This is a genomic window from Hyalangium versicolor (genome assembly GCF_020103695.1).
Classification (GTDB): Bacteria; Myxococcota; Myxococcia; order Myxococcales; family Myxococcaceae; genus Hyalangium; species Hyalangium versicolor.
In genome coordinates this window covers 300,811-323,468 of record NZ_JAHXBF010000009.1, presented here as the reverse complement: position 1 = coordinate 323,468, position 22,658 = coordinate 300,811, and the positions used below count along the sequence as shown (strand labels likewise).

Genomic DNA, 22,658 nt, shown 5'->3' with positions numbered 1-22,658 from the left:
AATTTCGAATCGGAGCGGAGGGTCACAGTGTGACGTGAGCGGTCACACTCGAGGCGCCACGCTGGGAGCCAAGTGCCCGGAATCACGAATTCGTGCGCCGGTACGGAGCTTGCGATGGAGTGGGGTGCATGCTCGCTCTGCCCGCCACCCTGACGTTGCTCCTTGCCGCGACGGCTGCTCCTGAACCTGGAGCGGCATGGAGGTTGGAGCACGTGGTGGGTGAGGCGTTGGCGAAGAGCCCCGAGGTGGCGGCGGCTCGCGCCGAGGAGGCGGGCGCGCAGGGAGTCCTCGAGGCGGATGGGCGGTGGGTGCGTGAGAATCCCCAGCTCGAGGTGGAGTACGGCACGGATGCGGTGACGCAGGACCAGGGCGAGCGGCGGCTGTCCGTGGCGCTCAGCCAGCAATTGCAGGTGGCTGGGCAGCGAGGCTCGCGGGTGGAGCGGGCGGAGGCGGCGCTTGCGGCGGCGCAGGCCCGGCGGCGCGGGGTGGAGCTTCGCGTGGCGCGAGAGGCCGCGAACGCAGCGGCGGAGTGGGTGCGGCGAGAGGCGCACCTGCGCGTGTCGGACGAGGCGCTCACAGCGGCGCGGGCGCTGGAGGAGGCCACGGCGCGGCGCTTCGCCGCGGGAGATGTGGCGGAGCTGGAGCGCAACGCGGCGGCGCTGGAGCGGGCTCGGGCCGAGGCACGTTCGGCGCAGGCTCGGGCCGCGCTGGGAGTGGCTCGGGCGGAGTTGAACCGGCTTCTCGGGCGGCCGGCGCGTGAGGGGCTCACGTTGGCACTGGAGACCGTGGCTCTCACGGGCGAGCTTGCCGTGGAGGCGCCGGAGGTTGAGGCGGCCCAGGCGGAGGCCGAAGCGGCTCGGGCGGAGGAGAAGTTACTGCGTCGGGAGCGCATTCCCGATCCCACCGTGAGCCTTGGGTACGAGCGGGAGTCTCGGCTCGAGGAGCACGCCACCGGGCCGGATGTGCACACGGGCTCGATGGTGGTGGCACGGCTCTCCGTGCCGTTGCCGCTGTGGAACCGCAACCAGGGGGAGCTGGCGGCGGCTCGGGCCCGGCTCGCGGCGCGTGAGGCGGAGCGAGAGAGCCGGGAGCGGGAGGTGGAGGCGGAGCGGGAGTCTGCTCGCGAGAACTATGAGGCGGCTCGGAGTGCCGAGGCAGCACTCACGGCCGCGCTCCCGGGAATCGAGCGCAACCTGTCGCTTGTGCAGCGAGCCTATGAGGTGGGCGAGGTGGGGTTGGATGCGCTCCTGCTCGCGAGGGACCGTGCCTATGCCGCGCGAGGCGAGGCCATCGATGCGGTGGCGGAGTTCGCCCAGGCTCGTGCGGCCCTCCTTCGTGCGTCCGGGCGCCTGCCGACGGGAGAGGTCCCTCGATGATCCGTTGGCTCTGCCTGCTGTGCTGGATGGTGGCAGCACCGGCTCTGGCCCATGGAGGCGAGGAGCATGGTGAGGCGTCTCCGCCAGTGGCCTCCGCACGGGGGGATGCCCATGTCCTGGGTGCTACGGGAGATGTCTTCGAGGTGGTGCTCGAACATCCGGAGCATGGCGAGGGTGGGAGGACACCGGTGCGCGTGCTCGTTGCCGAGACGGACACCAACGCTCCGGTTCTGGGCGCGCAGGTGGAGCTGACGCTCACGGGGCCCTCCGTGCAGAAGTTGGCGCCGAAGATGGATTCGCCGGGGGTGTACTTGGCCGACGCCGAGCTGCCCGTGGGGGCCGAGTTCGCCGCGGTGGTTACGGTGACTCGGGGGGACGCTGTGGATGTGCTCTCGCTCGGGATGGTGCACCTGGAGCCCGAGGAGCACGCGTCAGCCCAGGGGAGTGGCGCATCGAAGACGTGGCTCCTGGCACTGGCCGCCGGAGTGGGGCTTGCGGGAATCGGAGCGTGGACCCTGGCTCGACGGATGCGAAGGGTGACGCCATGACGCGATGGATGCGCAGCGGACCTGCCGCGGTGCTGCTCGCGGCCACGGTGGCATGGGGCCACGGTACGGAGGAGCACGGTGCTGCGCCCACGCCGTCCGCCGCTGCCGGACCGGCATTCACCCTGCCGAAGGAGACGCAGTTCCTGTTGGAACTCCGCACCGAGCGCGCCCGAGTGCGCTCGCTGGAGGCGCGCCTGGTGGCACCGGGCAAGGTCATTCCCCGGACGGACCGCTATGCCCAGGTGGCATCGCCTGTTCCCGGCATCGTCACCGCGACGGGGAGCGCCGTGCCGCTCGTGGGGCAGCGGGTGAAGAAGGGGCAGGTGCTCGCCACCGTGCAGCAGAGCCTCTCCGCCTCCGAATCCACGGGCCTGTCCACGGGGCTCCTCCAGGCCGAGGCCGAGGCCACGCGAGCCCAGGCTGCGCTGGAGCAGGCGCGGAAGGATCTGGCGAGGCTCGAGTCCCTGAAGGGCGTCGTCGCGGAGAAAGAAGTGCAGCAGGCAGAGCTGGCAGTGCGCACCGCCGAGGAGGAGTTGAACCGCGCTCGCTCCGCGAAGGAGGTGCTGTCGGGAGCACGCCAGGGGCAGGGCACCGCGCGCTTCACGCTCACCGCGCCCATCGACGGAGTGCTGGTGGAGGCCCGGGCCACGGTGGGCGCGCAGGTAGAGCCGTCGCGCCCGCTCTTCACCGTGTTGGACGCGGCCGTCGTCTGGGTGGAGGCGCGCGTGTACGAGAACGACGTGGCGCGAGTGGAGAGCGCCACGGGGGCGCTGGTGCACAGCGAGGCGTACGAGGATCAGCACTTCCCCGCGCGGCTGTACCACGTGGGGCAGATGGTGGATGAGTCCACGCGCAGCGTCCGTGTCCTGTTCGAGCTGGACAACAAGGAAGGGCGCTTGCGGCCCGGCATGTTCGTGGAGGTGGCGATCGGCGCCGGGGGTGCTCAGCAGGTGCTGGCGGTGCCTGAGTCCGCCGTGGTGGAGGAAGAGGGCCGCAGCTTCATCTTCATCCACACCGCGCCCGAGTCCTTCGAGCGGCGTGAGGTGGTGCTCGGAGTCCGGGATGGCTCGTGGCGAGCGGTGCGGCAGGGACTGAAGGAGGGCGAGCGCGTGGTGGTGCAGGGCGTGGCGACGCTCCAGGCGACGAGGGGAGGGCGCTAGATGCTGGACCGCATCATCCTCTTCTCGCTGCGGCACCGGCTCTTCGTCGTCCTGGCGGCGGCGGCGCTGCTCCTCTATGGAGGCTGGGTTGTCACCCGGTTGCCGGTGGATGTGTTCCCGGACCTCAACCGGCCCACTGTGACGGTGATGACGGAGGCGGGAGGCCTGTCGCCGGAGGAGGTGGAGGCGCTCGTCACCCGCCCCATTGAGGTGGCGATGAACGGAGCGCCCGGCGTGCGGCGGGTGCGCTCATCCTCGGCGGTGGGGCTCGCGGTCATCTATGTGGAGTTCGACTGGGGCACGGACATCTACCGGGACCGGCAGTTGGTTGCGGAGCGGCTCCAGGTGGCGAGAGAGGGGCTGCCTCGCGACGTGGTGCCGCAGCTGGCGCCGGTCTCCTCCATCATGGGGGAGATCCTCCTGTTGGGGGTGCAGAGCGAGGGAGATCGCACCTCGCCGCTGGAGCTGCGCTCGCTGGCCGACTGGGTCATCCGCCAGCGCCTGTTGAGCATCCCGGGGATTGCCCAGGTGACGGTGATGGGAGGCGGGGTGAAGCAGCTCCAGGTGCTGGTGGATCCGGAGAAGCTGCTGGCCTTCGGGCTGACGCTGGAGGAGGTGGAGCGGGCGGCGGGGCTGGCGCAGGGCAACACCACGGGCGGTTTCGTCACGCGCGGTGGACGCGAGTATCTGGTGCGCAACCTGGCTCGCAGCGCCTCCGTGGAGGATCTGGCCGGCACGGTGGTGGCGGTGCGAGACGGCGTGCCCGTGCGGCTCTCCCAGGTGGCCGAGGTGAAGGCGGGCCCGGCGGTGAAGCGCGGGGACGGGGGAATGAACGGCAGGCCCGCGGTCATCCTCGCGGTGCAGAAGCAGCCGGGGGCCAGCACACTGGAGCTCACCGGACAGGTAGAGACGGCGATGACGGAGCTGCGACGCACGCTGCCGGCGGACGTGCACGTCGAGACGCTCTTCCAGCAGGCCCGGTTCATTGAGGCCGCCATCGGCAACGTGGAGGAGGCGCTGCGGGACGGAGCCATCCTGGTGGTGGTGGTGCTGTTCCTGTTCCTGGCCAACGTGCGCACCACGGCCATCACGCTCACTGCCATCCCGCTCTCCTTCGTCATCACGGCGCTGGTGATGGATGCGTTCGGGCTGTCCATCAACACGCTCACCCTGGGTGGGCTGGCGGTGGCGATCGGCGAGCTGGTGGATGACGCCATCGTGGACGTGGAGAACGTCTACCGGAGGCTGAGGGAGAACCGCCAGAAGGAGCGGCCCGAGCCCGTGCTGCGCGTCATCTTCCGCGCCTCTTCCGAGGTTCGGAACTCCATCGTCTTCGCGACGCTCATCGTGGTGCTGGTGTTCCTGCCGCTGTTCGCGATGGGAGGTATCGAGGGCCGTCTCTTCGCGCCGCTGGGCGTGGCGTACATCGTGTCGATCCTGGCCTCGCTGGCGGTGTCGCTCACGGTGACGCCGGTGCTGTGCGCGTACCTGCTGCCCCGAGGCCGCCTGCTGGAGCACGGAGACAGCGCGCTGGTGCGAGCCCTGAAGCAGCGGGCGCGACGGCTCTACCAGGTGTCCCTGGCGCACCCAGGTGTGGTGATGGGGGCGGCGGCGGTGCTGGTCGTTGGGGCGGCGGCCACGGTGCCCTTCCTGGGACGCAGCTTCCTGCCGACGTTCAACGAGGGCACAGCGACGGTGAACGTGCTGGCGTCTCCGGGCACTTCGCTGGAGGAGTCCAACCGGCTGGGGTTGCTGGCCGAGCGGCTCATCGTCTCGGTACCCGAGGTGAGCACGGTGGGCCGGCGCACGGGCCGCGCCGAGCAGGACGAGCACGCGGAGGGTGTCCACTACTCGGAGCTGGACGTGGACTTCAAGGAGGGAGGCCGCCCGCGCGCCGAGGTGCTAGCTGACATGCGCAGCCGTCTCGCGCAGTTGCCGGGAGTCTCCGTGTCCGTGGGCCAGCCCATCTCCCACCGGTTGGATCACCTGCTCTCGGGCATCCGCGCGCAGGTGGCGGTGAAGCTCTTCGGGCAGGACTTGGACGTGCTGCGAGCCAAGGCGGAGGAGGTGCGCCAGGTCATGTCCGAGGTGCCCGGCATCGTGGATCTGCAGGTGGAGCAGCAGACGCTCATTCCGCAGCTCCAGGTGCGGCTGAAGCGGGAGGAGGCGGCGCGGCTGGGCGTGCAGCCGGGCGCCATGGCCGAGCAGCTCGAGAAGGCCTTCAACGGTGCGGTGGTGGGGCAGGTGTTGGAGGGGCAGCGGACGTTCGACGTGCTGGTGCGCTACGAGGACTCGGCTCGGGCGAGCGCGGAGGCCTTCCGGCGGGCGTTGGTGGATACGCCCTCGGGGGCGCGAGTGCCCGTGTCGGCGGTGGCGGAGGTGGTGGAGACGCGCGGCCCCAACATGATCAACCACGATCACCTGCAGCGGCGCGTGGTGGTGATGGCGAACGTGGCGGGCCGGGACCTGGGGAGCGCGGTGGACGAGGTGCGCTCTCGCGTCGCCGAGCACGTGAAGCTGCCCACGGGCTCCTCTATCGCCTACGAGGGGCAGTTCGAGAGCCAGCAATCGGCCACGCGCCTCATCGCGTTGCTGTCGCTGGTGTCGCTCGTGGGGATGTTCGGGGTGCTGTACTCGCACTTCCGCTCGGTGCGGCTGGTGCTCCAGGTGATGCTGAACATCCCGCTGGCGCTCGTGGGCAGCGTGGTGGCGGTGCTGCTGACGGACCGCACGCTGTCGGTGGCTACGTTGGTGGGCTTCATCACCCTGTGTGGCATCGCCAGCCGGAACACCATCATGATGATCTCGCACTACCTGCACCTGGTGGAGGTGGAGGGCGAGCGCTTCGGACCGGAGCTGGTGGTGCGCGGTTCGTTGGAGAGGTTGGTGCCGGTAATGATGACGGCGCTGACGGCGGGTCTGGCACTGGTGCCGCTGGCGCTGGCTTCGGGAGTTCCGGGCAAGGAGATCCTTCACCCGGTGGCCACGGTCATCCTGGGAGGTCTGGTCAGCTCGACGCTCCTGGACATGGTCGTCACGCCTGCCGTGTTCTATCGATTCGGCCGCCCGGCCTTGGAGAGGTACCTGGCGCGCAAGCAGGCAGCTCGTGAGGAGGAGGGCCAGACGCTGGCTCCCTCGCCGGCGGGCAGCCTGCCGGGGAGCGCCTGAGGAAAGTCATGGGTAGGAATGTTCTGGAGGACCGCATGGAGCGCTGGATGGGATGGTTGGCGATCGCCGGGTTGCTGGCTGCGTGCGACAAGAAGACCGAGGCTCCAAATCCCACGCTCGTCGCTGAGGCCAGGCCCTTGGCGAGCAAGGCTCATGAGAGCCAGCCGCACGCGCACGCTTCTCCGCACGGTGGATGGGTGGAGTCGACTCCTCGTGGGCACCTGGAGCTGGTGGCCTCGCGAGATGGGCACTACCGCGTCTACCTGCTCGACGACGCGCTGAACGTGCGCCCGATCGAAGGGGCCAGCGGCTCGATCAAGGTGGCCAAGGGTGGCTACCCCGAGGTGACGCTTGCTGTTGTCGGAGACCACCTGGAGGGCCAGGGACCGGCGCACACGGATGAGCACCGCACCATGGTGGTGACGGTGGTGCAGGGCGGAAAGCCGGAGGTAGTGCGCTACACCGCGCATCTGGAGTCAAACGGCCATGCGGGATCCGCGCAGGCGGGCATGGCGAAGCATGATCACACGCCGCTCCAGGGCGGAGTCGTGGCCATGAGCGGGGACATGCACCTGGAGGTGCTCTCGCTGCGCTCGGGTGAGGTGCGCGTCTGGGTGACGGATGAGTTCCGCAAGCCAGTGGCCATTGGCGGGATGAAGGGGACGGTGGAGGCTGGGGGTAAGAGCGCGCCGCTCAGCTCGGAGCCGGGAGGCCAGTTCCTGACGGCTCTGCTGCCAGCCTCGGATCAGGAGCGAGAGACGACCGTGCACCTGCCCATGCCGGGAGACCCCGAGTACTTCATCACCTTCCTCCTCACGCCGAAGGACGCAGCAGCGGCATCCGATGCGAAGGCCGAGGCGAAGGCAGCGGAGCCGGTGCAGGAGGTGACCATCCGCGTGGACGGCAGCTACAACCCGGGCCAGGTGCAGGTGAAGAAGGGCGTTCCGGTCCGCCTGCGTTTCCAGCGCAAGGATACGGCCGGGTGCTCGGAGGAGTTGGTCATTCCGGACTTCGGGGTGAAGAAGTCGCTGCCGGGGCTCTCGGAGACGGTGGTGGAGTTCACTCCGGACAAGACGGGGACGTTCCCCTTCATGTGCGGCATGGGGATGCTCAAGGGCCAGCTCGTCGTGAACTGAGGAGGGGCGGCATGGAGCACGGCGAGGGAGAGGCGGTGGTGCGGACGCTGGTGGAGAACCACCAGCAGTTCCTGTCGTTCCTGGAGCGGCGTGTGGGGAACCGCGCGGTGGCGGAGGAGTTGTTGCAGGCCGCCTTCGTGCGGACGCTGGAGAAGGGCGCTGCGCTACGCGAGGAAGAGAGCGCTGTGGCGTGGTTCTACCGGCTCCTGCGCAATGCCCTGGTGGACCATTACCGGAAGCAGGCGGCGGAAGGCCGTGCGCTGGAGCGAGAGGCGCGAGAGGCGACGGAGGTCGGCCCGGATCCGGAGCTGAAGAGCACCATCTGTGCTTGCGTGGGAGCACTGTTGCCCACGCTCAAGCCCGAGTACGCCGAGCTGTTGAAACAGGTGGATCTGGAGGAGCGGAGCGTGCCCGAGGTGGCCGCGGAGGTTGGCATCACGCCGAACAACGCAGGAGTGCGGCTCCACCGAGCGCGGCAGGCGCTGAAGCAGCAACTCGAGCGGAGTTGTGGCACCTGCGCCACCCACGGGTGCCTGGACTGCTCCTGCCAGCGGCGCAGCGGAGCCAAGGCCTGAGGGCTTTCTGTACGCTCAGGGGGCGCTTCGTTGCTGCTCCAGCCACGCTAGATGAGCGTAGACGCTCGTGAAGATTGAGACGCGCTCGCCCTTTAGATTCTCGGCTCCTGAAGAAGTGATGCCAACGAGAGTGTCGCCATCCTCTCGGTTCAAGCACCCACCGCCACTATCACCGCCCAGAACGTGCGAAGCAGGTCCGCCATCGGGTAGGAACTGCTCGCTGGCCATGAACTCCGCGCTCCCTGTCTCCAGCGGCCAGACTCGGCTCACTACATTCGTGCCCGAATGACGCTTGCCATAGACAGCGTCCTCACCATCTCCTGGGCCATACCCAACCATGACGATGTGGTCGTCCTTTCTGACCTCCCTTGTTGCGAGCTTGAATGACGGGAGCTCTTTTATCGGACGGTCAAGAGTGATGACCGCCAGATCCGCATTCGACCACACCAGTTGAGGGCTGTCGTCATAGAGCATTTCGAATTCCGGATGGGGTGTAACAGTTCCGAAGTACTCCTTCTCATGCACTCCTGGGGCTTCTCCGGGAACAGGAGGATCATAGATAAACGTCTCGAGTCTGGCTTTCTTGGCGCACTCCGAACTATCGATAAAGGCCACAATCTTGTGGTTCCGGGTCGCTTTGTTTCGCGTCAAAACGGCTGCGAACTGAGGTTGACCCGCACTGGAGGCTCGGGGTTGGTCAGGACGCCTTCCTGGCCCGGGCCGCACCATGCAGACACAATGGCCGGCTGTGACGGCATGACGGGAGTCGATCAAGACTCCACTGCATTCGCCACTTCCCGCCAGGTCTTTGAGTGTGCCTGTCAGGCTCGGGTTGTTGGCTTCCTTGTCGACCTTCTCCCTGGCAAACACCTTGATGACAGACTTGTAGCGATTGCCAACATCTCTTGGCCCTGGGACCACCATCGGTCTCCGGTTCCGTAGCGTCTCTCGGCTGGATTCATCTTGCCCAAGAGAATTTCCAAAGCAGCCGCTGCTCACGAGCGCCAGGATTGTCAGCAACCGGGCCATTGGAAGACCTTCTTGAAAGTGAGAGCGCCCAGCAAGGTCAGGCGTCACAGGCCGCCATCCGTTTCCACATCCGCCGCCCGGTGAATCTGCTCGAGCAACCAGGAGCGGTAGGGATACGTATCGATAAAGATGGGCTCTTTCCCCAGGCCTCTGCCTGAGACGCCGACCAGGACCCAGCCCCGGGCGCTTTCGCGCAAGCAGGGCCCTCCGCTCTCGCCCCGGTAGATGTCGCGCCCAGGTTGCTCGAACAACACGCTTCCTTGAGCGAGCCAAGGATTCGCCGCGACGCGTGTTTCGTTGAATCGACGTTCCCCACCCATTCCGCCGAGACGTTCATCGCTGCCATAGCCCACGAGGACAATCGATTCGTGAGGCACGACATCCGCCTCCGCCAACTGCATGGATTGAATCTTCCTGTCCACAGGCGAATCCAGGAGAATGACAGCCAGATCTCCATCGCTTGAAACGATAGAACCCTCTTTGTTCAGATGGATCCTGAGTTTGGGATGAGGAATCACTCGCCCGCGATATTCATGTCTTTGCGCTCCCATGCCCTCGCCAGGCATCGGTGGATCATAGACAACGGTCTCCACGGTTGCGTGGGCCGCGCACGAACTGCCATCTACATTCATTCTCTCCTCCCCGTCAGGAACGGAGAGCACCGCCTTGCCGCAAACGCAGTGGCCCGCGGTCAGCACCACTCTTGGGTCAAGCAGCACACCACTGCACTGGAGTCCCTTGCTGGGAGCCGCGGGCAATCTCGCCACCACGACAACCGTCGATTGGAACCGGTTCGTGGAGTCCACCGTCCCCGCCAGGCGGAACACGTCCCCTTCCACGTGCTGGGCGTCGAGTTTCGGCGTGCCACGAAGCGCTTGCTCTTCCTTCTCGGGATTCACTGGCTTTGGAACGTCTCTGGAGTGAGCGATGTAGCCAATGACGGGCCCCGCTACGCCCCATAGGCATAGGGCCGTGACAAGCACTCTGCGCCGCCGCTGCCTGCTGGATTCTGTTTTTTGCTCCGATGCGGAGGAACGGTCGGAATGCATGTTGTCCTGCTCTGAGAGGCATCGGATCAAGGCAGTCTAGCAAGGCGGGCCAGCGTGCGCACGGGGATGGTCTCCCCGAAGATGTAGAGCCGAGGCCAGAACGGCACTGCAGAGTGGACGGATAGGCTGGAATGGGGGTTCGGGCGAATGGCTGCTTCTGACCGCGTCAGGAGTGGCAGGGAGCACGGTGAGAGTAGGATTCCCAGGACGCGGAGGGGAATGGGGCATGAGAGTGGTGGAGTTCGGTGCCACCCATGTAAGAAACTCTGTCTCTCCGCTTCCGAAAACCCAACTGAGAGCCCGGAGGAGCCGCAATGTCACGGCCTGACGACACCCTGGAGTCCATCGCGGTCCTCGATCTCATGGGCTCCGGCAGCGAGCATCTGCCCGGAATGGACTCCACGTCCGTTCCTCTGCCCGAGGCACGGCTCTCCTCGGACGAGCCCATCCGTGTCTCGGTGCCCGCCCCTCCCCCGTTGACCGAGGAAGAACTGATCCTCCACTTCAACCAGCTTGCGCGTGAGCACGCGCAGCTTCGCGAGCGCGAGCCCGGTGAGCCCGTCGAGCCGGGCGACGACGTCCAGCTGGACATCATCGGCTACGCCAACGAGCGGCTCATTCCCTTCAGCATCCGCAGCGAGATGTGGATGGAGCTGGAACCCCAGGACGAACTGCCCGGCTTCGTGGAGACCCTCGCCGGCTCAGCCGTGGGCGACTGCGTGGGCATCGAACTCGTGCTGCCGGAGTCCTACCCCGTCGAGTCCCTGCGCGGAGTGCGAGCCCGGTTCATGGTGGATCTGCTGGCCGCGCGCGAGGTGATGCTGCCCGACCCCGAGTCCGAGGAGTTCCTGCGGGAGCTCGGCCGGGGGAACACGCTCCCGGAGGTGATGGAGGCGTTGGGCGAGGAGCTGCTCGAGGAGCGCTCCGATGCGCGGTGGCTGGAGGCGCGGAACCGCGTGCTGGAGGGGCTCGCCTCGCGGGTGGAGGTGGACCTGCCCGACTCCCTCATTGATGAGGAGATCCGCCGTCGCTGGGAGCTGGCCGAGGGACAGACGGTTCGGGAGAAGAACTTCTCGCCGGAAGAGACGCAGGAGGCGCTCGATGCCTGGAAGGCGGATCCCGCCACGCGAGCGGAGGTCGAGCGGCGGCTGCGCACCTCCCTCGCGCTCAAGGCCGTCGCCGAGCGGGATCAGCTCCAGCTAGAGGAGGGGGGCGAGTTTGGCGTCCTCGAGAAGTATCTGGATGCCTATGGGCTCCAGGAATCGGAAGTACGGGAGGCGCTCGCGAACCCGGACACCGCCGTGCCCCTGATCAACCTCGCCTGGCACCTGTTCACCGTCGAGCACGTGATGGAGCAGGCGGAGATCCACTTCGAAGGCGAAGAGAGCTGACGGCGGCCCACGCTCGGGACGCCGGGGAGGCGTCACCCGCGTGCCTGGGTGTGGCGGAACTCGGCGGGGGTGGTGCCCGTCCAGCGGCGGAACGCCCGGTGGAAGGCGCTCACCTCCGAGAAGCCGAGCATGAAGGCGATGTCGAGCGTCTTGCGGTCCGTCTGCCGGAGCTGGACGAGGGCTACGTCGCGGCGCACCTCGTCGATGAGCGCCGAGAGCGTCGTGCCCTCGTCCGACAGGCGGCGGGCCATGCTGCGCGTGCTCAAGCCGAGCCGGTGCGCCACCTCCGAGGCGCTGGGCAGGCCCGTCCGCAAGGACTGGATGATGTGGCGGCGCACCTCGTCGACGAAGTGGTGGCCGCTCGGAGCTCGCGCCAGCATCTCTTCGGCGTGGCGCGCGACGATGCGGTGAAGGGTCGGATCAGCGCCTCGCACCGGCAGGGCCAGCAAGCTGGCGTCGAAGGCGAGTTCGTTCACCTCGGCACCGAACTCCGGCTCGATGCCGAAGAAACTCAGATAGGCACGTGCGTCTCGCGGCGCCCGGTGGCGCAGCCGGACGGAGCGGGGTTGCACCTCCGAGCCCGTGAACCGCCGCAGGCGCAGCAGCGCCGTTCCCAGCGCGAAGTCCTCGAGTTCGCTGGGCACCGCGGTCCCGGGACTCGGTTGAGGCGGCAGGGTGACGAAGCGGGCCTCGTCGCCCTCCACCGTCAAGGACATGGGCTGGAAGCTGAACAGGAGCCGCTGGTAGCGGACGGTGGCGGAGAACGCCTCGCCGACGGTGCTGGCGCTCGCCACCACGTAGCCCACCACATCGAACACCTTGAGTTCGGACGATTCCAAGGCGAGGCGCAGGCCGTAGTGCGGCTCGTCCAGCCTGCGGCTCATCGCTCGGAACAGCTCGTATGCGAGGGCCAGGGGCACGCGCGCCTCGGGATCCTCCAGTTGCGCCGGGTCGACGTGGTGCGCGGAGAAGACGTCCTCGATCCGGAGGCCGCGCTTGCGCGCGAGTTCGAGGTGCGGAGCGAGGATCAGGCTGGTGACCGTCAGCGACGAGCGGCGGCGAGACATGTGGCGAAATCCCGGGTTCCCGAACCGGGAATCATGCACCGGCAATCCGACCTGGGACATGACTCGGCAGGCCACGCGAACCCCTCCCAAAAATGTCAGACCCGCTGGGTACTTTTCGCGCATGGCCGCCTGACACGGGGCCACGAGTTGCTACCCCTCGCAGGCCCTTTCCGCCGCGAGTCCCACCCCGCATTTCCTGGAGGATTTCCCATGGCTTCGCGCAACCGTTCCGCTGAGCAGACCAAGGCCGCTTTCGAGGAGCTGGCCAAGAAGGCTCGCAACAAGCCCGTCGTCTCCGCCAAGGAGCAGGAGGCCCGTCAGTCTCATGCTCGCAACGTCCTGGTGGATGTCTCGAACCTCACCGCTGAGTCCGCCGTCAAGAAGGTCACCGAGGCCGGTCTCACCATCAACAGGACCCTGGGAGGCATCAACGAGCAGGTGATCTCGCTCGTCGAGGAGCTGAAGAAGCTCGACGAGGCCATCAAGCTGAAGACCGAGGAGCTCACCGCCCTGCATGGCAGGGACACCGCCGCCAGCGCCATCGATGTCCTTGTTGCCGAGTACGACAAGAAGAAGGCGGAGCTCCAGTTGGAGATGGAGCGGCTGCAGAAGGAGATCGCCGAGACCCGGGCGAAGTCCGCTGCGGAGCTCTCCGCCGAGCGCGAGGCCGCGGAGGTGGCTCGCAAGCGCGCCGAGGAGCAGTACAGCTACGACATCCAGCTCCAGCGCAAGAAGGAGCAGGACGCCTTCCTGGAGCAGCTGCGCCAGCAGGTTGCCGCCGAGCGCGACCGCAAGGAGTTGCTCGAGAAGGACTGGGCCACCCGGGAGGAGGCGCTGAAGCTCCGGGAGAAGGAGCTGCAGGATCTCCGCAGGCAGGTGGCGGACTTCCCGGTGGCCCTGAAGAAGGAGACGGATGCCGCGGCGGCCATCGCTGGCAATCGGGTGAAGTCCGAGTGGGAGATGAAGTTCACGCTCGCCCAGAAGGACGCGGAGACTTCGCAGCGGGTGGCGAGCATGGAGATCGCCTCGCTGAAGGAGGCCAACACCAAGCAGGCGCAGGCCCTGCAGCTCCTCCAGACGGAGCTGGCTGAGGCCAAGCGTCAGGTCCAGGCCATCGCCGAGAAGGCCCTGGAGTCCGCCTCCGGAGCCCGGGCCCTCGCTGAGGTGCAGGGCGTCATCGCCAGCCGCGACTACCCCAAGAACAAGTAGTCGCCAGGCTCCCGCCCTGGCGCGGAGTGTGTGGGGCTGTCAGCCAGGCGAGAATCTGTTCTCGCCTCCGCTCTCGGGGTGTCCTCCCGGGCACTGAACGTGGCGTGACCACTGTAAGAGGCTGGACCGCGCTCCGTCTGCCAGGGTGAAAGGAGCCGTACGATGAGCCAGCAGCCTCCTTCTCCGGCGGAGCATTCCCACGCACACGCCCACTCGCACGTTCCCGCATCCGGGGAGGATGATGGGCGGCCCGTGGATCCCGTCTGTGGGATGAAGGTGAACCCCCAGGCGCCCAAGGGCGGGACCTTCGAGTACGAGGGCCGCACCTATTACTTCTGCAATCCGAAGTGCCGGGAGAAGTTTCGCGCCGAGCCCCAGAAGTATCTCACTCCCAAAGAGGAAGAGCCTCCCGCTGGCCCGCCGGGCACGATGTACGTGTGCCCGATGGACCCAGAGGTCCGGCAGGACCATCCGGGAGCCTGCCCGAAGTGCGGCATGGCGCTGGAGCCGGAAGCTCCCGTGGTGGCGACGAAGACGGAGTATGTCTGCCCCATGCACCCGGAGGTGGTGCGGGACGCGCCGGGCAGTTGCCCCATTTGCGGCATGGCGCTGGAGCCTCGCACCGTGACGGTGGAGGAGCCGCCGGACCCCGAGCTGCTCAGCATGACGCGGCGGCTCTGGGTATCGCTGGTGCTCACCGTTCCCGTCGTGTTCCTGGGTATGTCGGATCTGCTGCCGGGTCAGCCCGTGCAGCGGGCGTTGTCGCCCTCGGCGCTGGCGTGGCTGCAACTGGTGCTGGCCTCGCCGGTGGTGCTGTGGGGCGGATGGCCCTTCTTCCAGCGCGGCGCGGCCTCCGTGCGCAACCGGCACCTCAACATGTTCACGTTGATCGCGCTGGGCACGGGTGCGGCGTACCTCTTCAGTCTCTTCGCCACATGGGTTCCTGGCGCGCTGCCGCACGCGTTCACCGGGCATGGAGGCAGTGTCCCCGTCTACTTCGAGGCGGCCGCGTCCATCACCACGCTGGTGCTCCTGGGGCAGGTGTTGGAGTTGCGCGCGCGCCGGGCCACCTCGGGCGCGCTTCGGGCTCTGCTGAGCCTGGCTCCGGCGACGGCTCGCCGCATCCGTGAGGATGGGCAGGAGGAGGATGTGCCGCTGGAGCACGTTCATCCGGGAGATCGGCTCCGGGTGCGTCCGGGCGAGAAGGTGCCCGTGGACGGCGCGGTGCTGGAAGGGGAGAGCGCGGTGGACGAGTCCATGGTCACGGGCGAGTCCATGCCGGTGGAGAAGGCGCCGGGGGCGAAGGTGACGGGGGGAACCGTCAACAGCACGGGGAGCCTGGTCATGCGGGCCGAGCGGGTGGGGCGGGACACGCTGCTGTCGCGCATCGTCCAGCGGGTGAGCGAGGCCCAGCGCACCCGCGCTCCCATTCAGCGGCTGGCCGACAAGGTGGCGTCGATCTTCGTGCCCGCCGTGATTGCCGTGGCGGTGGTCACGGCCATCGTCTGGGGCGTGTGGGGGCCGGAGCCTCGGCTGGCGTATGCGCTGGTGAATGCGGTGGCGGTGCTCATCATCGCGTGTCCGTGCGCGCTGGGCCTGGCCACGCCCATCTCGGTGGTGGTGGGCACGGGGCGCGGGGCGCAGGTGGGGGTGCTCATCCGGGACGCGGCGGCGCTCGAGCGGCTGGAGAAGGTGGACATGCTGGTGGTGGACAAGACGGGGACGCTCACGGAGGGCAAGCCGCGCCTGGTGTCGGTGGTGCCGCAGGCGGGCTACGAGGAGATGCGGTTGCTGCGGCTTGCCGCGAGTCTGGAGCGTGGCAGCGAGCACCCGCTGGCCGCCGCCATCGTGGCGGGAGCGCAGGAGCGCGGCGTGGTGCTGGTCCCGGTGCAGGACTTCCGTTCGCTCACGGGCAAGGGAGTGACGGGGCGGGTGGACGGAGCCTCCGTGGCCCTGGGCAATGTGACGCTGCTGGCGGCGCTGGAGGTGGAGCCGGGAGCGCTGGCCGAGCGAGCCGAGGCACTGCGGCGCGAGGGCCAGACGGTGGTCTTCGTGGTGGAGGACGGGAAGGCGATTGGTGCGCTCGGGGTGGCCGACCCCATCAAGCTGTCCACACCCGAGGCGCTCACGCTGCTGCGGAAAGAGGGCCTCCGGGTGGTGATGCTCACGGGGGACAGCCGCACCACGGCCGAGGCGGTGGCGCGCAAGCTCGGCATGGACGAAGTCATGGCGGAGGTGCTCCCGGAGGCCAAGGGGGACGTGGTGAAGAAGCTCCAGGCCGAGGGCCGCGTGGTGGCGATGGCGGGGGACGGCGTCAACGATGCGCCAGCGCTCGCTCAGGCGGATGTGGGGATAGCCATGGGCACGGGGACGGACATCGCGATGGAGAGCGCGGGGGTGACGCTGGTGAAGGGTGATCTGCTCGGGATTGCTCGAGCGCGGAAGCTCAGCCAGGGCACGCTGCGCAACATCCGCCAGAACCTGTTCTTCGCGTTCATCTACAACACATTGGGGGTGCCGCTGGCGGCCGGGGTGCTCTTCCCGGTGTTCGGGCTGCTGCTGAGCCCGATGTTCGCCAGCGCGGCGATGAGCCTGTCGTCGGTCTCGGTCATCGGCAACGCCCTGCGCCTGCGCCGCCTGTCGCTCTGAGTTCGAGCCATTTCATTCGAAGACCCAAGGTCTGCCTATGCGTTCCACGCTATTGATGGTGTCCCTGCTGGTGCTCCCGATGAGCGCGAGGGCTCAGGCGAACCCGCACTCGCACGGTCAGGAGCAGCAGCCAGCTCCCTCGGAGCAGCTGTCCGTCGAGGAGATTCCCATGACGCGCACTGCCTCGGGAACGGCGTGGCAGCCGGATGCGTCGCCTCATGCCGGACTGCACTGGGGCGCCGCAGGCTGGGACTTCATGTTCCACGGCCTGCTCTTCGGCGGATACGACTGGCAGGGGGGCGAGCGCGGGGACGACGCCGTGCTCGGGGTGGGCTGGGTGATGCTGATGGCCGAGCGCAAGGCGAACCAGGCCCACGTTGGAGTCCGGGTGATGCTCAGCCCCGAGCCCTTCACCGCCCAGCGCCATGGCGGCTATCCGCTGCTCCTCCAGACGGGAGAGACGTACCGCGGCGAGCCGCTGCGCGATCGGCAGCACCCGCATGACCTCTTCATGGAGCTGGCCACCACCTATACCCAGGCACTGTCGAAGGACTGGGGCTTCCAGCTCTACGTCGCGCCCGTGGGCGAGCCCGCGCTTGGCCCGGCAGCCTTCCCGCACCGGCTGTCCGCGTCATCGGATCCACTGGCAGTGCTCGGCCACCACTGGGAGGACTCCACGCATATCTCCTTCGGTGTCCTCACCGCGGGAGTCGTCACGCCCACCGCGAAGCTGGAGGCATCCTGGTTCAATGGCCGGGAGCCCGACGAGAACCGCAAGGACTTCGATTTCCGGAAGCTCGATTCCTATTCAGTGCGGTTGAGTGCCAACCCCACGCGAGAAGTCAGCATGCAGGTGTCCTACGGATTCATCCCGAGCCATGACGAACTCCACCCGGACGAACCGCTGCACCGCCTTACCGCGTCCGTGATGGTGCACCGGCCGCTGGGCTCCGGCGGACACTGGGCGACCTCGGCCGTCTTCGGCCGCAACGTGGAGGGCGAGCACGGAGCGTCCAATGCGTACCTGTTGGAGTCGAACCTCGACCTGGACGGCCTCAACGTCTTCTTCGGGCGCATCGAGTACGTCCAGAAGACAGGCCATGAGCTGGTGCTACCCGAGCCTCTGGAGGAAGAGACCTTCGGCGTGGCCAGCCTGGCCCTGGGCTATCTGAGGAACTTCGGGCCTCTGGGGCCGATGCTGCCCGGAGTGGGCGTGCGTGCCGCGGTGAACCCCATCCCCGAGGATCTCGAGTCCACCTACGGGAGCCGCATACCGGTGGGCGGGATGATCTACCTGCGTTTGAGCTCCGCTCCCATGCGCCACGAGGGGCACGCGGGACATGGGGACTCGCACCCTTGAGTGGTGCTATAGCGGAGGCGGCGTGAGCACGGGGGGCCGGGCCGAAATCCTCACGCTTGGAGACCGCCATGCACAGTGGCAGGAGCCCATCCCTCTTCCGGAACCGCCGTCTTCGCAGGACCATCGCCCGTCTGTTGCTCACTGTCCCGTCGCTATCGCTCGCGGGGTGCTCGGATGGTGACGACTACGGGGGCTGCATCCCGTATGACCCCACTCCCGCCGTCTCAGATGGCTACGAGTACCTCTCGGATGGAGGGGTGCCGACCAACGAGACCTGCATGGAGGTGTGCCAGAAGAGGAGCCTGCCGGAACTCTCGAACTGCAGCGTCACCCTGGGCCCGGTGACTTACGTGGATGGTGGGACTGGGACGAGGCCGTCCACCAGGTGCCACTACATCAAGCCCGGAGGCTGCTACAGCGATGGACGCCAGCCCGAGGGGCTCCAGGCGAGCCGGGTGGCGGCACGCTGCTCCCTGGGAGCCCTCTTCGCCGAGATGGCCTGGCTGGAATCCGCCTCCGTGCCCGCCTTCCTCCGGCTCGCGGACGAGCTGAAGGCACACGGAGCCCCGGAGGCGCTGATTCGCGCGGCCCGGCGCTCCGCCGGAGACGAGGTCCGTCACACGCGCGCCATGGAGGCGCTGGCCCACAGGCACGGATCGCCCATGCCCACGGTGGAGATCGCCCCATTCTCCGCGCGCTCGCTGGAGGCCATGGCGCTGGAGAACGCGCGGGAGGGGTGTGTCCGGGAGATGTACGGCGCGGTCGTCGTGGCGTGGCAGGCGCGCACGGCGCAGGACCCCCAGGTGCGAGAGGAGCTCGCCCTCATCGCCGAGGACGAGCTGCGTCACGCCGAGCTGGCCTGGGCCGTGGATGCCTGGGTGGCGGAGCGGCTCGCTCCCGAGGAGCGTCAGCGCGTGCGCGAGGCTCGCCTGGAGGCCTTCCACGAGCTGGAGCGCCGGGTGGCCCAGGAGGAGCCCGACGCCGTGCTCATCCAGCAGGCAGGGCTGCCCTCGCGGGAGGCAGCGCTCCAACTGCTCCGGGGGCTCCAGGTCCTCATCGCATAGCCGGGCGGTCGGGCGGGCACCGGGGATGTTCGGGAAGCGTGCACCCGGCGAGCGGCTCGCTAGACTGTGAAGCATGAGTCCTCGCGATGAGGCGCGAACGCCGGGTGCCCCCGCCGGCAACATTTCGGTAGTCCACCTGCCGAACTCCTGGTTCATCCTCTGTGCGTCGCGCGAGCTGGGCCGCAAGCCGCTCGCGCGCACGCTGCAGGGCACCCCCCTCGTGCTCTTCCGAGGCGAGGGAGGCAAGCCCGCGGCGCTCTTGGACCGCTGTCCGCACCGCAACGTGCCGCTGTCCCTGGGCAAGGTGGTGAGCGGCCAGCTCCAGTGCGGCTACCACGGGTGGACTTTCGACGCGGCGGGCGAGTGCCGCGCCATCCCCGGCCTCTTCGGAGACACCCGGGCCAAGGCCCGCTGCGCCGCCTCGTACGCGGTGCGGGAGCAGGATGGCTTCGTGTGGGTGTACTCGACGCCCGGCGTGGAGCCGACGACGGAGCCCTATCGCTTCCCGCTGCTGGATGCTCAGGGCTACAGCACGGTGCGCCGCATCCTGAAGGCTCCCGGCTCGCTGCACTCCACGCTGGAGAACACGCTGGACGTGCCGCACACCGCCTTCCTCCACGGAGGCCTGTTCCGCACGGCGGAGAAGACCAACGAGATCGAAGTCGTGGTGCGGCGAAGCTCTACCCAGGTGGAGGCCGAGTACATCGGCGAGTCTCAGCCCAAGGGGCTCGTGGGCCGGGTGCTGGCGCCGAGTGGAGCGGTGCTGCAGCACTTCGATCGCTTCTTGCTGCCATCCATCGCGCAGGTGGAGTACCGCATCGGGGATGACAGTCATTTGATGGTGACGTCCGCGATGACGCCCGTGTCGGATTGGGAGACGCTCGTCTACGCGGTGGTGACGTTCCGTCTGCCCATCCCCCACTGGTTGGTGAAGCCTTTCCTCACGCCCGTGGCGCTGCACATCTTCTCGCAGGATGCGCGCATCCTGAAACGCCAGACGGACACCATCCATCGCTTCGGCACGGAGATGTATGTGTCCACCGAGCTGGATGTGCTGGGCCCGGCCATCCTCCGCCTGCTGCGCTCCGTCGAGCGCGAGAAGGTCAAGCCCGCGGACGAGCCGGTGCAGGAGACGCGGTTGAAGATGCTCGTGTGAGGTGGGCGGATGTCACGCCGCTCCTCCCTGTGTCAGGCAATGGCCGTCCTGTCGCCGCTGTGAGTGGATTGACGCGTTCGCAGCGGAATCCCTCGCGAGGGTGACAGGAGTCGCTTGTACTCACATTGCCCATCCAGTCGGGGGTCTGTGATTCTCTGGCGACCGTCGCTCAGCAGCAGCCAAGACACCCACCATGAGGAGACGCATCATGACTAGGTCAGGGCTCGTGTTGATGTTGGCATTCATTGCAGGTTGTACGGCCGACAAGGAGGACTCACCCGGGCCGGGGCAGTCAGCGTCCCAGAGCTTGAGCACCACGGGAACGATGCTCAACGCGCGCAGCTCTCACGCGGCGGTGCTGCTGGCCTCCGGAAAGGTGCTCGTCACGGGCGGAACGGGCGCCACCGACGACATCCATGGCGCACGGAAGGACGCGGAACTCTATGACCCGGCCACCGGGCTCTGGACTCCGGCCGGTACCATGAACGAGGCGCGCATCACCCAGAGCGCGGTGCTTCTCCCCTCGGGCAAGGCCATGGTCTTGGGGCATGCGGGCTTCTCCAGCACCGCCGAGCTGTATGACCCGGCCAGCGGCACCTGGGCCCTCACGGGACCCATGCGCCCCTCTCGGCAGTTTCCTGGGGCTGTCGTGCTCCCCTCGGGGAAGGTGCTTGTGGCCGGAGGTGACATCGGCGACCCGAAGTTGCCTGGAATCATCGAGCTGTACGACGAGACCACGGGGGCGTGGTCCGAGGCTCCCCCCGCTCCCATGCGCAGGAACTCGCCCGCGGTGGCCTTGCTCCCCACGGGAAAGGTGCTCGTCTCGGAATGGTATTATTCTGAAGGAGCTCCGGTCCCCTCGGCGCTGTACGACCCGGCCACCAGCACCTGGAGCAGCGCGGGCTCCGTGATGCCTCGTCCCACGGACTACACGGCCACGGTGCTGCCCTCGGGCCAGGTGCTGTTCCTGGGAGGGACGATGGCGCAGCTCTATGAGCCGGCCACCGGCACCTGGAGGACCACCCAGCCCATGGCGGAGGCGCGCATGGGCCACACGGCGACGCTGCTGCCCTCGGGCGAGGTGCTCGTCGTGGGAGGCTACGGCGAGGCAGGGAGGAAGCTGGCAACGGTCGAGCTGTACGATCCCACCCCGGGCACGAACCACTGGCGCCTCGGGCCCTCGCTGCCCGAGCCCCGGGCCAGTCACTCCGCGACGGTGCTGCCCTCGGGCCAGGTGCTCATCGCGGGAGGCTCCGGCACCGCGGGCAATCTCGCCTCGGCCTTGCTCTATACGCCCTGAGGCGCGCGGCACGCGCCCGGCTCAGGCCACCAGCGGGAACTCCACCCAGAAGGTGGCGCCCTGGCCGGGACGGGACTGGACGCCCACCCGGCCATGATGCGCCTCCGCGATGCGCTTGACGGTGGCCAGCCCCAGGCCGATGCCCGGCTGCTTCGTCCCGGCCGCGCGGACGTAGGGCTCGAACACGGTTCGCTCCAGGCCGTCGGGGAGCCCGGGGCCGGAGTCCTGCACCAGCAGCCTCACCGTGCCCGAGTCGATGGCCGCGCGGGTGATGATCTCCTTGCGCGGTCCATCGCCGATGTACTTGATGGCGTTGCGGATGAGGTTCTGGAGCACGACCATGAGGGCGGCCTCGGCGCAGGCCACGCGCGTGTCTGGCACGGACTCGAGCTTGAGGCTCACCCCGGCGTCCTCCGCCACGGGCAGCAAGTCCTCCCGCAGCCCCTCGAAGACGTGCGAGAGGCTGACCTGCTCTCCCGGCTCGGGACGCGCCCCGGCGCGGGCGAACCGCAAGAGCCCCTCCACGATGAGCTGGGCTCGGCCCAGGCTGCGCTGCATCCGCGCGAGCACCTCCTGCGTCTTCGGATCCGAGGGCAGCTTGGGCTCGAGCAGGTTCAGCCCCAGGGAGACGGGCTGCAGCGGGCCGAGGATGTCGTGGGCGACGCGGGCCGAGAACTGCTCCAGCTCCAAGGCGCGAGAGGCTTGGAGCTCGGCGTACTTCGTGGACAGGAGCATGTACCGGCGCACGGCCTGCGCGGCGAGCAGCGAGCCCACGATGGCCACGAGTGCGCACAGCCCATAGAGGAGCTGGGAGAGTCGTTCCGAGCGGGCGCGCGCCGCCTCCAGCGTCTTCTGGGCTTCATCGGAGTTGCGCGCGCTGAGACTCATTTCCTGCATCAGCAGGCCCGTCATGGTCTCGGCCGCGTCTCGCAGGGGTTCCAGGGCCTCCTCACTGAGCGGCTCCTGGAGGTCGGTCTGGGTCTTGGCGAGCAGGGTGTCCACCTGCCGGTTGAGCTGGTCCACCGCGGGAGCCATCGCCGCGCTGATTTCTCCATCTCCCGGTTGGCGTGGCAGCTCGGAATACTTCCGGAAGGCCTCATTGAACCGGCGCTGGGCATTCCGGACGATGGACAGCCGGGCATCGTGGGAGATGCCTGGTCCCTCGCTCTGGCCCATGGTGACGATGCGGTGGATCTCCAGCCTCATCTCCGTGAGGGGCTGGAGCGTGGGGATGGTGGTGCGGACGATGGTGAGGGCTGTTGCGCCAAGCTTGTGGGAGTAATGCCCCAGGTAGGCGGTCGAGGTCACGAAGCTGCCAATGACCAGGGCCAGAACGATGAACGGAGTGGAGATCAGCCAGCGTTTCTGTTCCATCAGAACCCATCCATGGGGAGCAACACCGCTCACAGGGGCCTGTCTCC

General features: G+C 68.0%; 17 protein-coding genes. 13 read left to right on the top strand and 4 right to left on the bottom strand.

Annotation, left to right across the window (positions count from 1 at the left end; genetic code table 11):
• Positions 1 to 128 precede the first annotated feature (128 nt).
• The 6 genes from KY501_RS20675 to KY501_RS20650 are packed head-to-tail and all read left to right on the top strand — an operon-like array spanning position 129 to position 7,963.
• On the top strand, positions 129 to 1,376 hold the full coding sequence (locus KY501_RS20675) for a TolC family protein (RefSeq protein ID WP_224364931.1): 1,248 nt from the start codon (positions 129 to 131) through the stop codon (positions 1,374 to 1,376).
• Positions 1,373 to 1,924: a hypothetical protein gene (locus KY501_RS20670; protein WP_224364930.1), complete on the top strand. Its 552-nt coding sequence runs from the start codon at positions 1,373 to 1,375 to the stop codon at positions 1,922 to 1,924. The genes KY501_RS20675 and KY501_RS20670 overlap by 4 nt, the downstream gene beginning before the upstream one ends.
• Positions 1,921 to 3,084, top strand: coding sequence for an efflux RND transporter periplasmic adaptor subunit (locus tag KY501_RS20665; RefSeq protein WP_224364929.1), 1,164 nt, complete (start codon positions 1,921 to 1,923; stop codon positions 3,082 to 3,084). The genes KY501_RS20670 and KY501_RS20665 overlap by 4 nt, the downstream gene beginning before the upstream one ends.
• Positions 3,085 to 6,252: an efflux RND transporter permease subunit gene (locus KY501_RS20660; RefSeq protein ID WP_224364928.1), complete on the top strand. Its 3,168-nt coding sequence runs from the start codon at positions 3,085 to 3,087 to the stop codon at positions 6,250 to 6,252.
• A 35-nt stretch (positions 6,253 to 6,287) separates the two neighbouring features.
• Positions 6,288 to 7,388 (top strand): cupredoxin domain-containing protein, encoded by a 1,101-nt coding sequence (locus KY501_RS20655; protein WP_224364927.1) that lies wholly within the window; start codon positions 6,288 to 6,290, stop codon positions 7,386 to 7,388.
• An 11-nt stretch (positions 7,389 to 7,399) separates the two neighbouring features.
• On the top strand, positions 7,400 to 7,963 hold the full coding sequence (locus KY501_RS20650) for an RNA polymerase sigma factor (RefSeq protein ID WP_224364926.1): 564 nt from the start codon (positions 7,400 to 7,402) through the stop codon (positions 7,961 to 7,963).
• A 15-nt stretch (positions 7,964 to 7,978) separates the two neighbouring features.
• On the opposite strand, the gene KY501_RS20645 is transcribed toward KY501_RS20650, so the two are convergent.
• A complete protein-coding gene (locus tag KY501_RS20645) occupies positions 7,979 to 8,887 on the bottom strand; it encodes a trypsin-like peptidase domain-containing protein (RefSeq protein ID WP_373691628.1) in 909 nt (302 codons plus the stop codon).
• 149 nt (positions 8,888 to 9,036) lie between these two features.
• Complete coding sequence (locus tag KY501_RS20640; protein WP_224364924.1) at positions 9,037 to 9,891, bottom strand: trypsin-like serine protease; 855 nt, start codon at positions 9,889 to 9,891, stop codon at positions 9,037 to 9,039.
• A gap of 464 nt (positions 9,892 to 10,355) precedes the next feature.
• Here KY501_RS20640 and KY501_RS20635 point away from each other — a divergent pair, with 464 nt between their 5' ends.
• Positions 10,356 to 11,432, top strand: coding sequence for a trigger factor (locus tag KY501_RS20635; RefSeq protein ID WP_224364923.1), 1,077 nt, complete (start codon positions 10,356 to 10,358; stop codon positions 11,430 to 11,432).
• Positions 11,433 to 11,464: 32 nt separating this feature from the next.
• Here KY501_RS20635 and KY501_RS20630 read toward each other — a convergent pair whose 3' ends face one another.
• Positions 11,465 to 12,499, bottom strand: a complete 1,035-nt coding sequence (locus KY501_RS20630; RefSeq protein ID WP_224364922.1) for an AraC family transcriptional regulator — start codon at positions 12,497 to 12,499, stop codon at positions 11,465 to 11,467.
• A 210-nt stretch (positions 12,500 to 12,709) separates the two neighbouring features.
• On the opposite strand from KY501_RS20630, the gene KY501_RS20625 reads away from it, so the two are divergent.
• The 6 genes from KY501_RS20625 (at position 12,710) to KY501_RS20600 (ending at position 21,237) form a co-directional block, all read left to right on the top strand.
• The gene (locus KY501_RS20625) at positions 12,710 to 13,708 is read left to right on the top strand and encodes a coiled-coil domain-containing protein (protein WP_224364921.1); all 999 of its coding nucleotides are present in this window, start codon (positions 12,710 to 12,712) and stop codon (positions 13,706 to 13,708) included.
• A gap of 162 nt (positions 13,709 to 13,870) precedes the next feature.
• On the top strand, positions 13,871 to 16,357 hold the full coding sequence (locus KY501_RS20620; protein ID WP_255636694.1) for a heavy metal translocating P-type ATPase: 2,487 nt from the start codon (positions 13,871 to 13,873) through the stop codon (positions 16,355 to 16,357).
• 37 nt (positions 16,358 to 16,394) lie between these two features.
• Entirely contained in the window at positions 16,395 to 17,717 is a 1,323-nt protein-coding gene (locus KY501_RS20615; RefSeq protein ID WP_224364920.1) for a hypothetical protein, read from the top strand.
• Between the two features lie 68 nt (positions 17,718 to 17,785).
• Entirely contained in the window at positions 17,786 to 18,781 is a 996-nt protein-coding gene (locus tag KY501_RS20610) for a metallophosphoesterase family protein (protein ID WP_224364919.1), read from the top strand.
• 73 nt (positions 18,782 to 18,854) lie between these two features.
• The gene (locus KY501_RS20605; RefSeq protein WP_224364918.1) at positions 18,855 to 19,937 is read left to right on the top strand and encodes a Rieske 2Fe-2S domain-containing protein; all 1,083 of its coding nucleotides are present in this window, start codon (positions 18,855 to 18,857) and stop codon (positions 19,935 to 19,937) included.
• Positions 19,938 to 20,145: 208 nt separating this feature from the next.
• Positions 20,146 to 21,237: a Kelch repeat-containing protein gene (locus KY501_RS20600; protein ID WP_224364917.1), complete on the top strand. Its 1,092-nt coding sequence runs from the start codon at positions 20,146 to 20,148 to the stop codon at positions 21,235 to 21,237.
• Between the two features lie 21 nt (positions 21,238 to 21,258).
• Here the strand turns inward: KY501_RS20600 and KY501_RS20595 are convergent, their stop codons facing one another.
• Complete coding sequence (locus tag KY501_RS20595; RefSeq protein WP_224364916.1) at positions 21,259 to 22,611, bottom strand: sensor histidine kinase; 1,353 nt, start codon at positions 22,609 to 22,611, stop codon at positions 21,259 to 21,261.
• Positions 22,612 to 22,658: the final 47 nt, after the last annotated feature.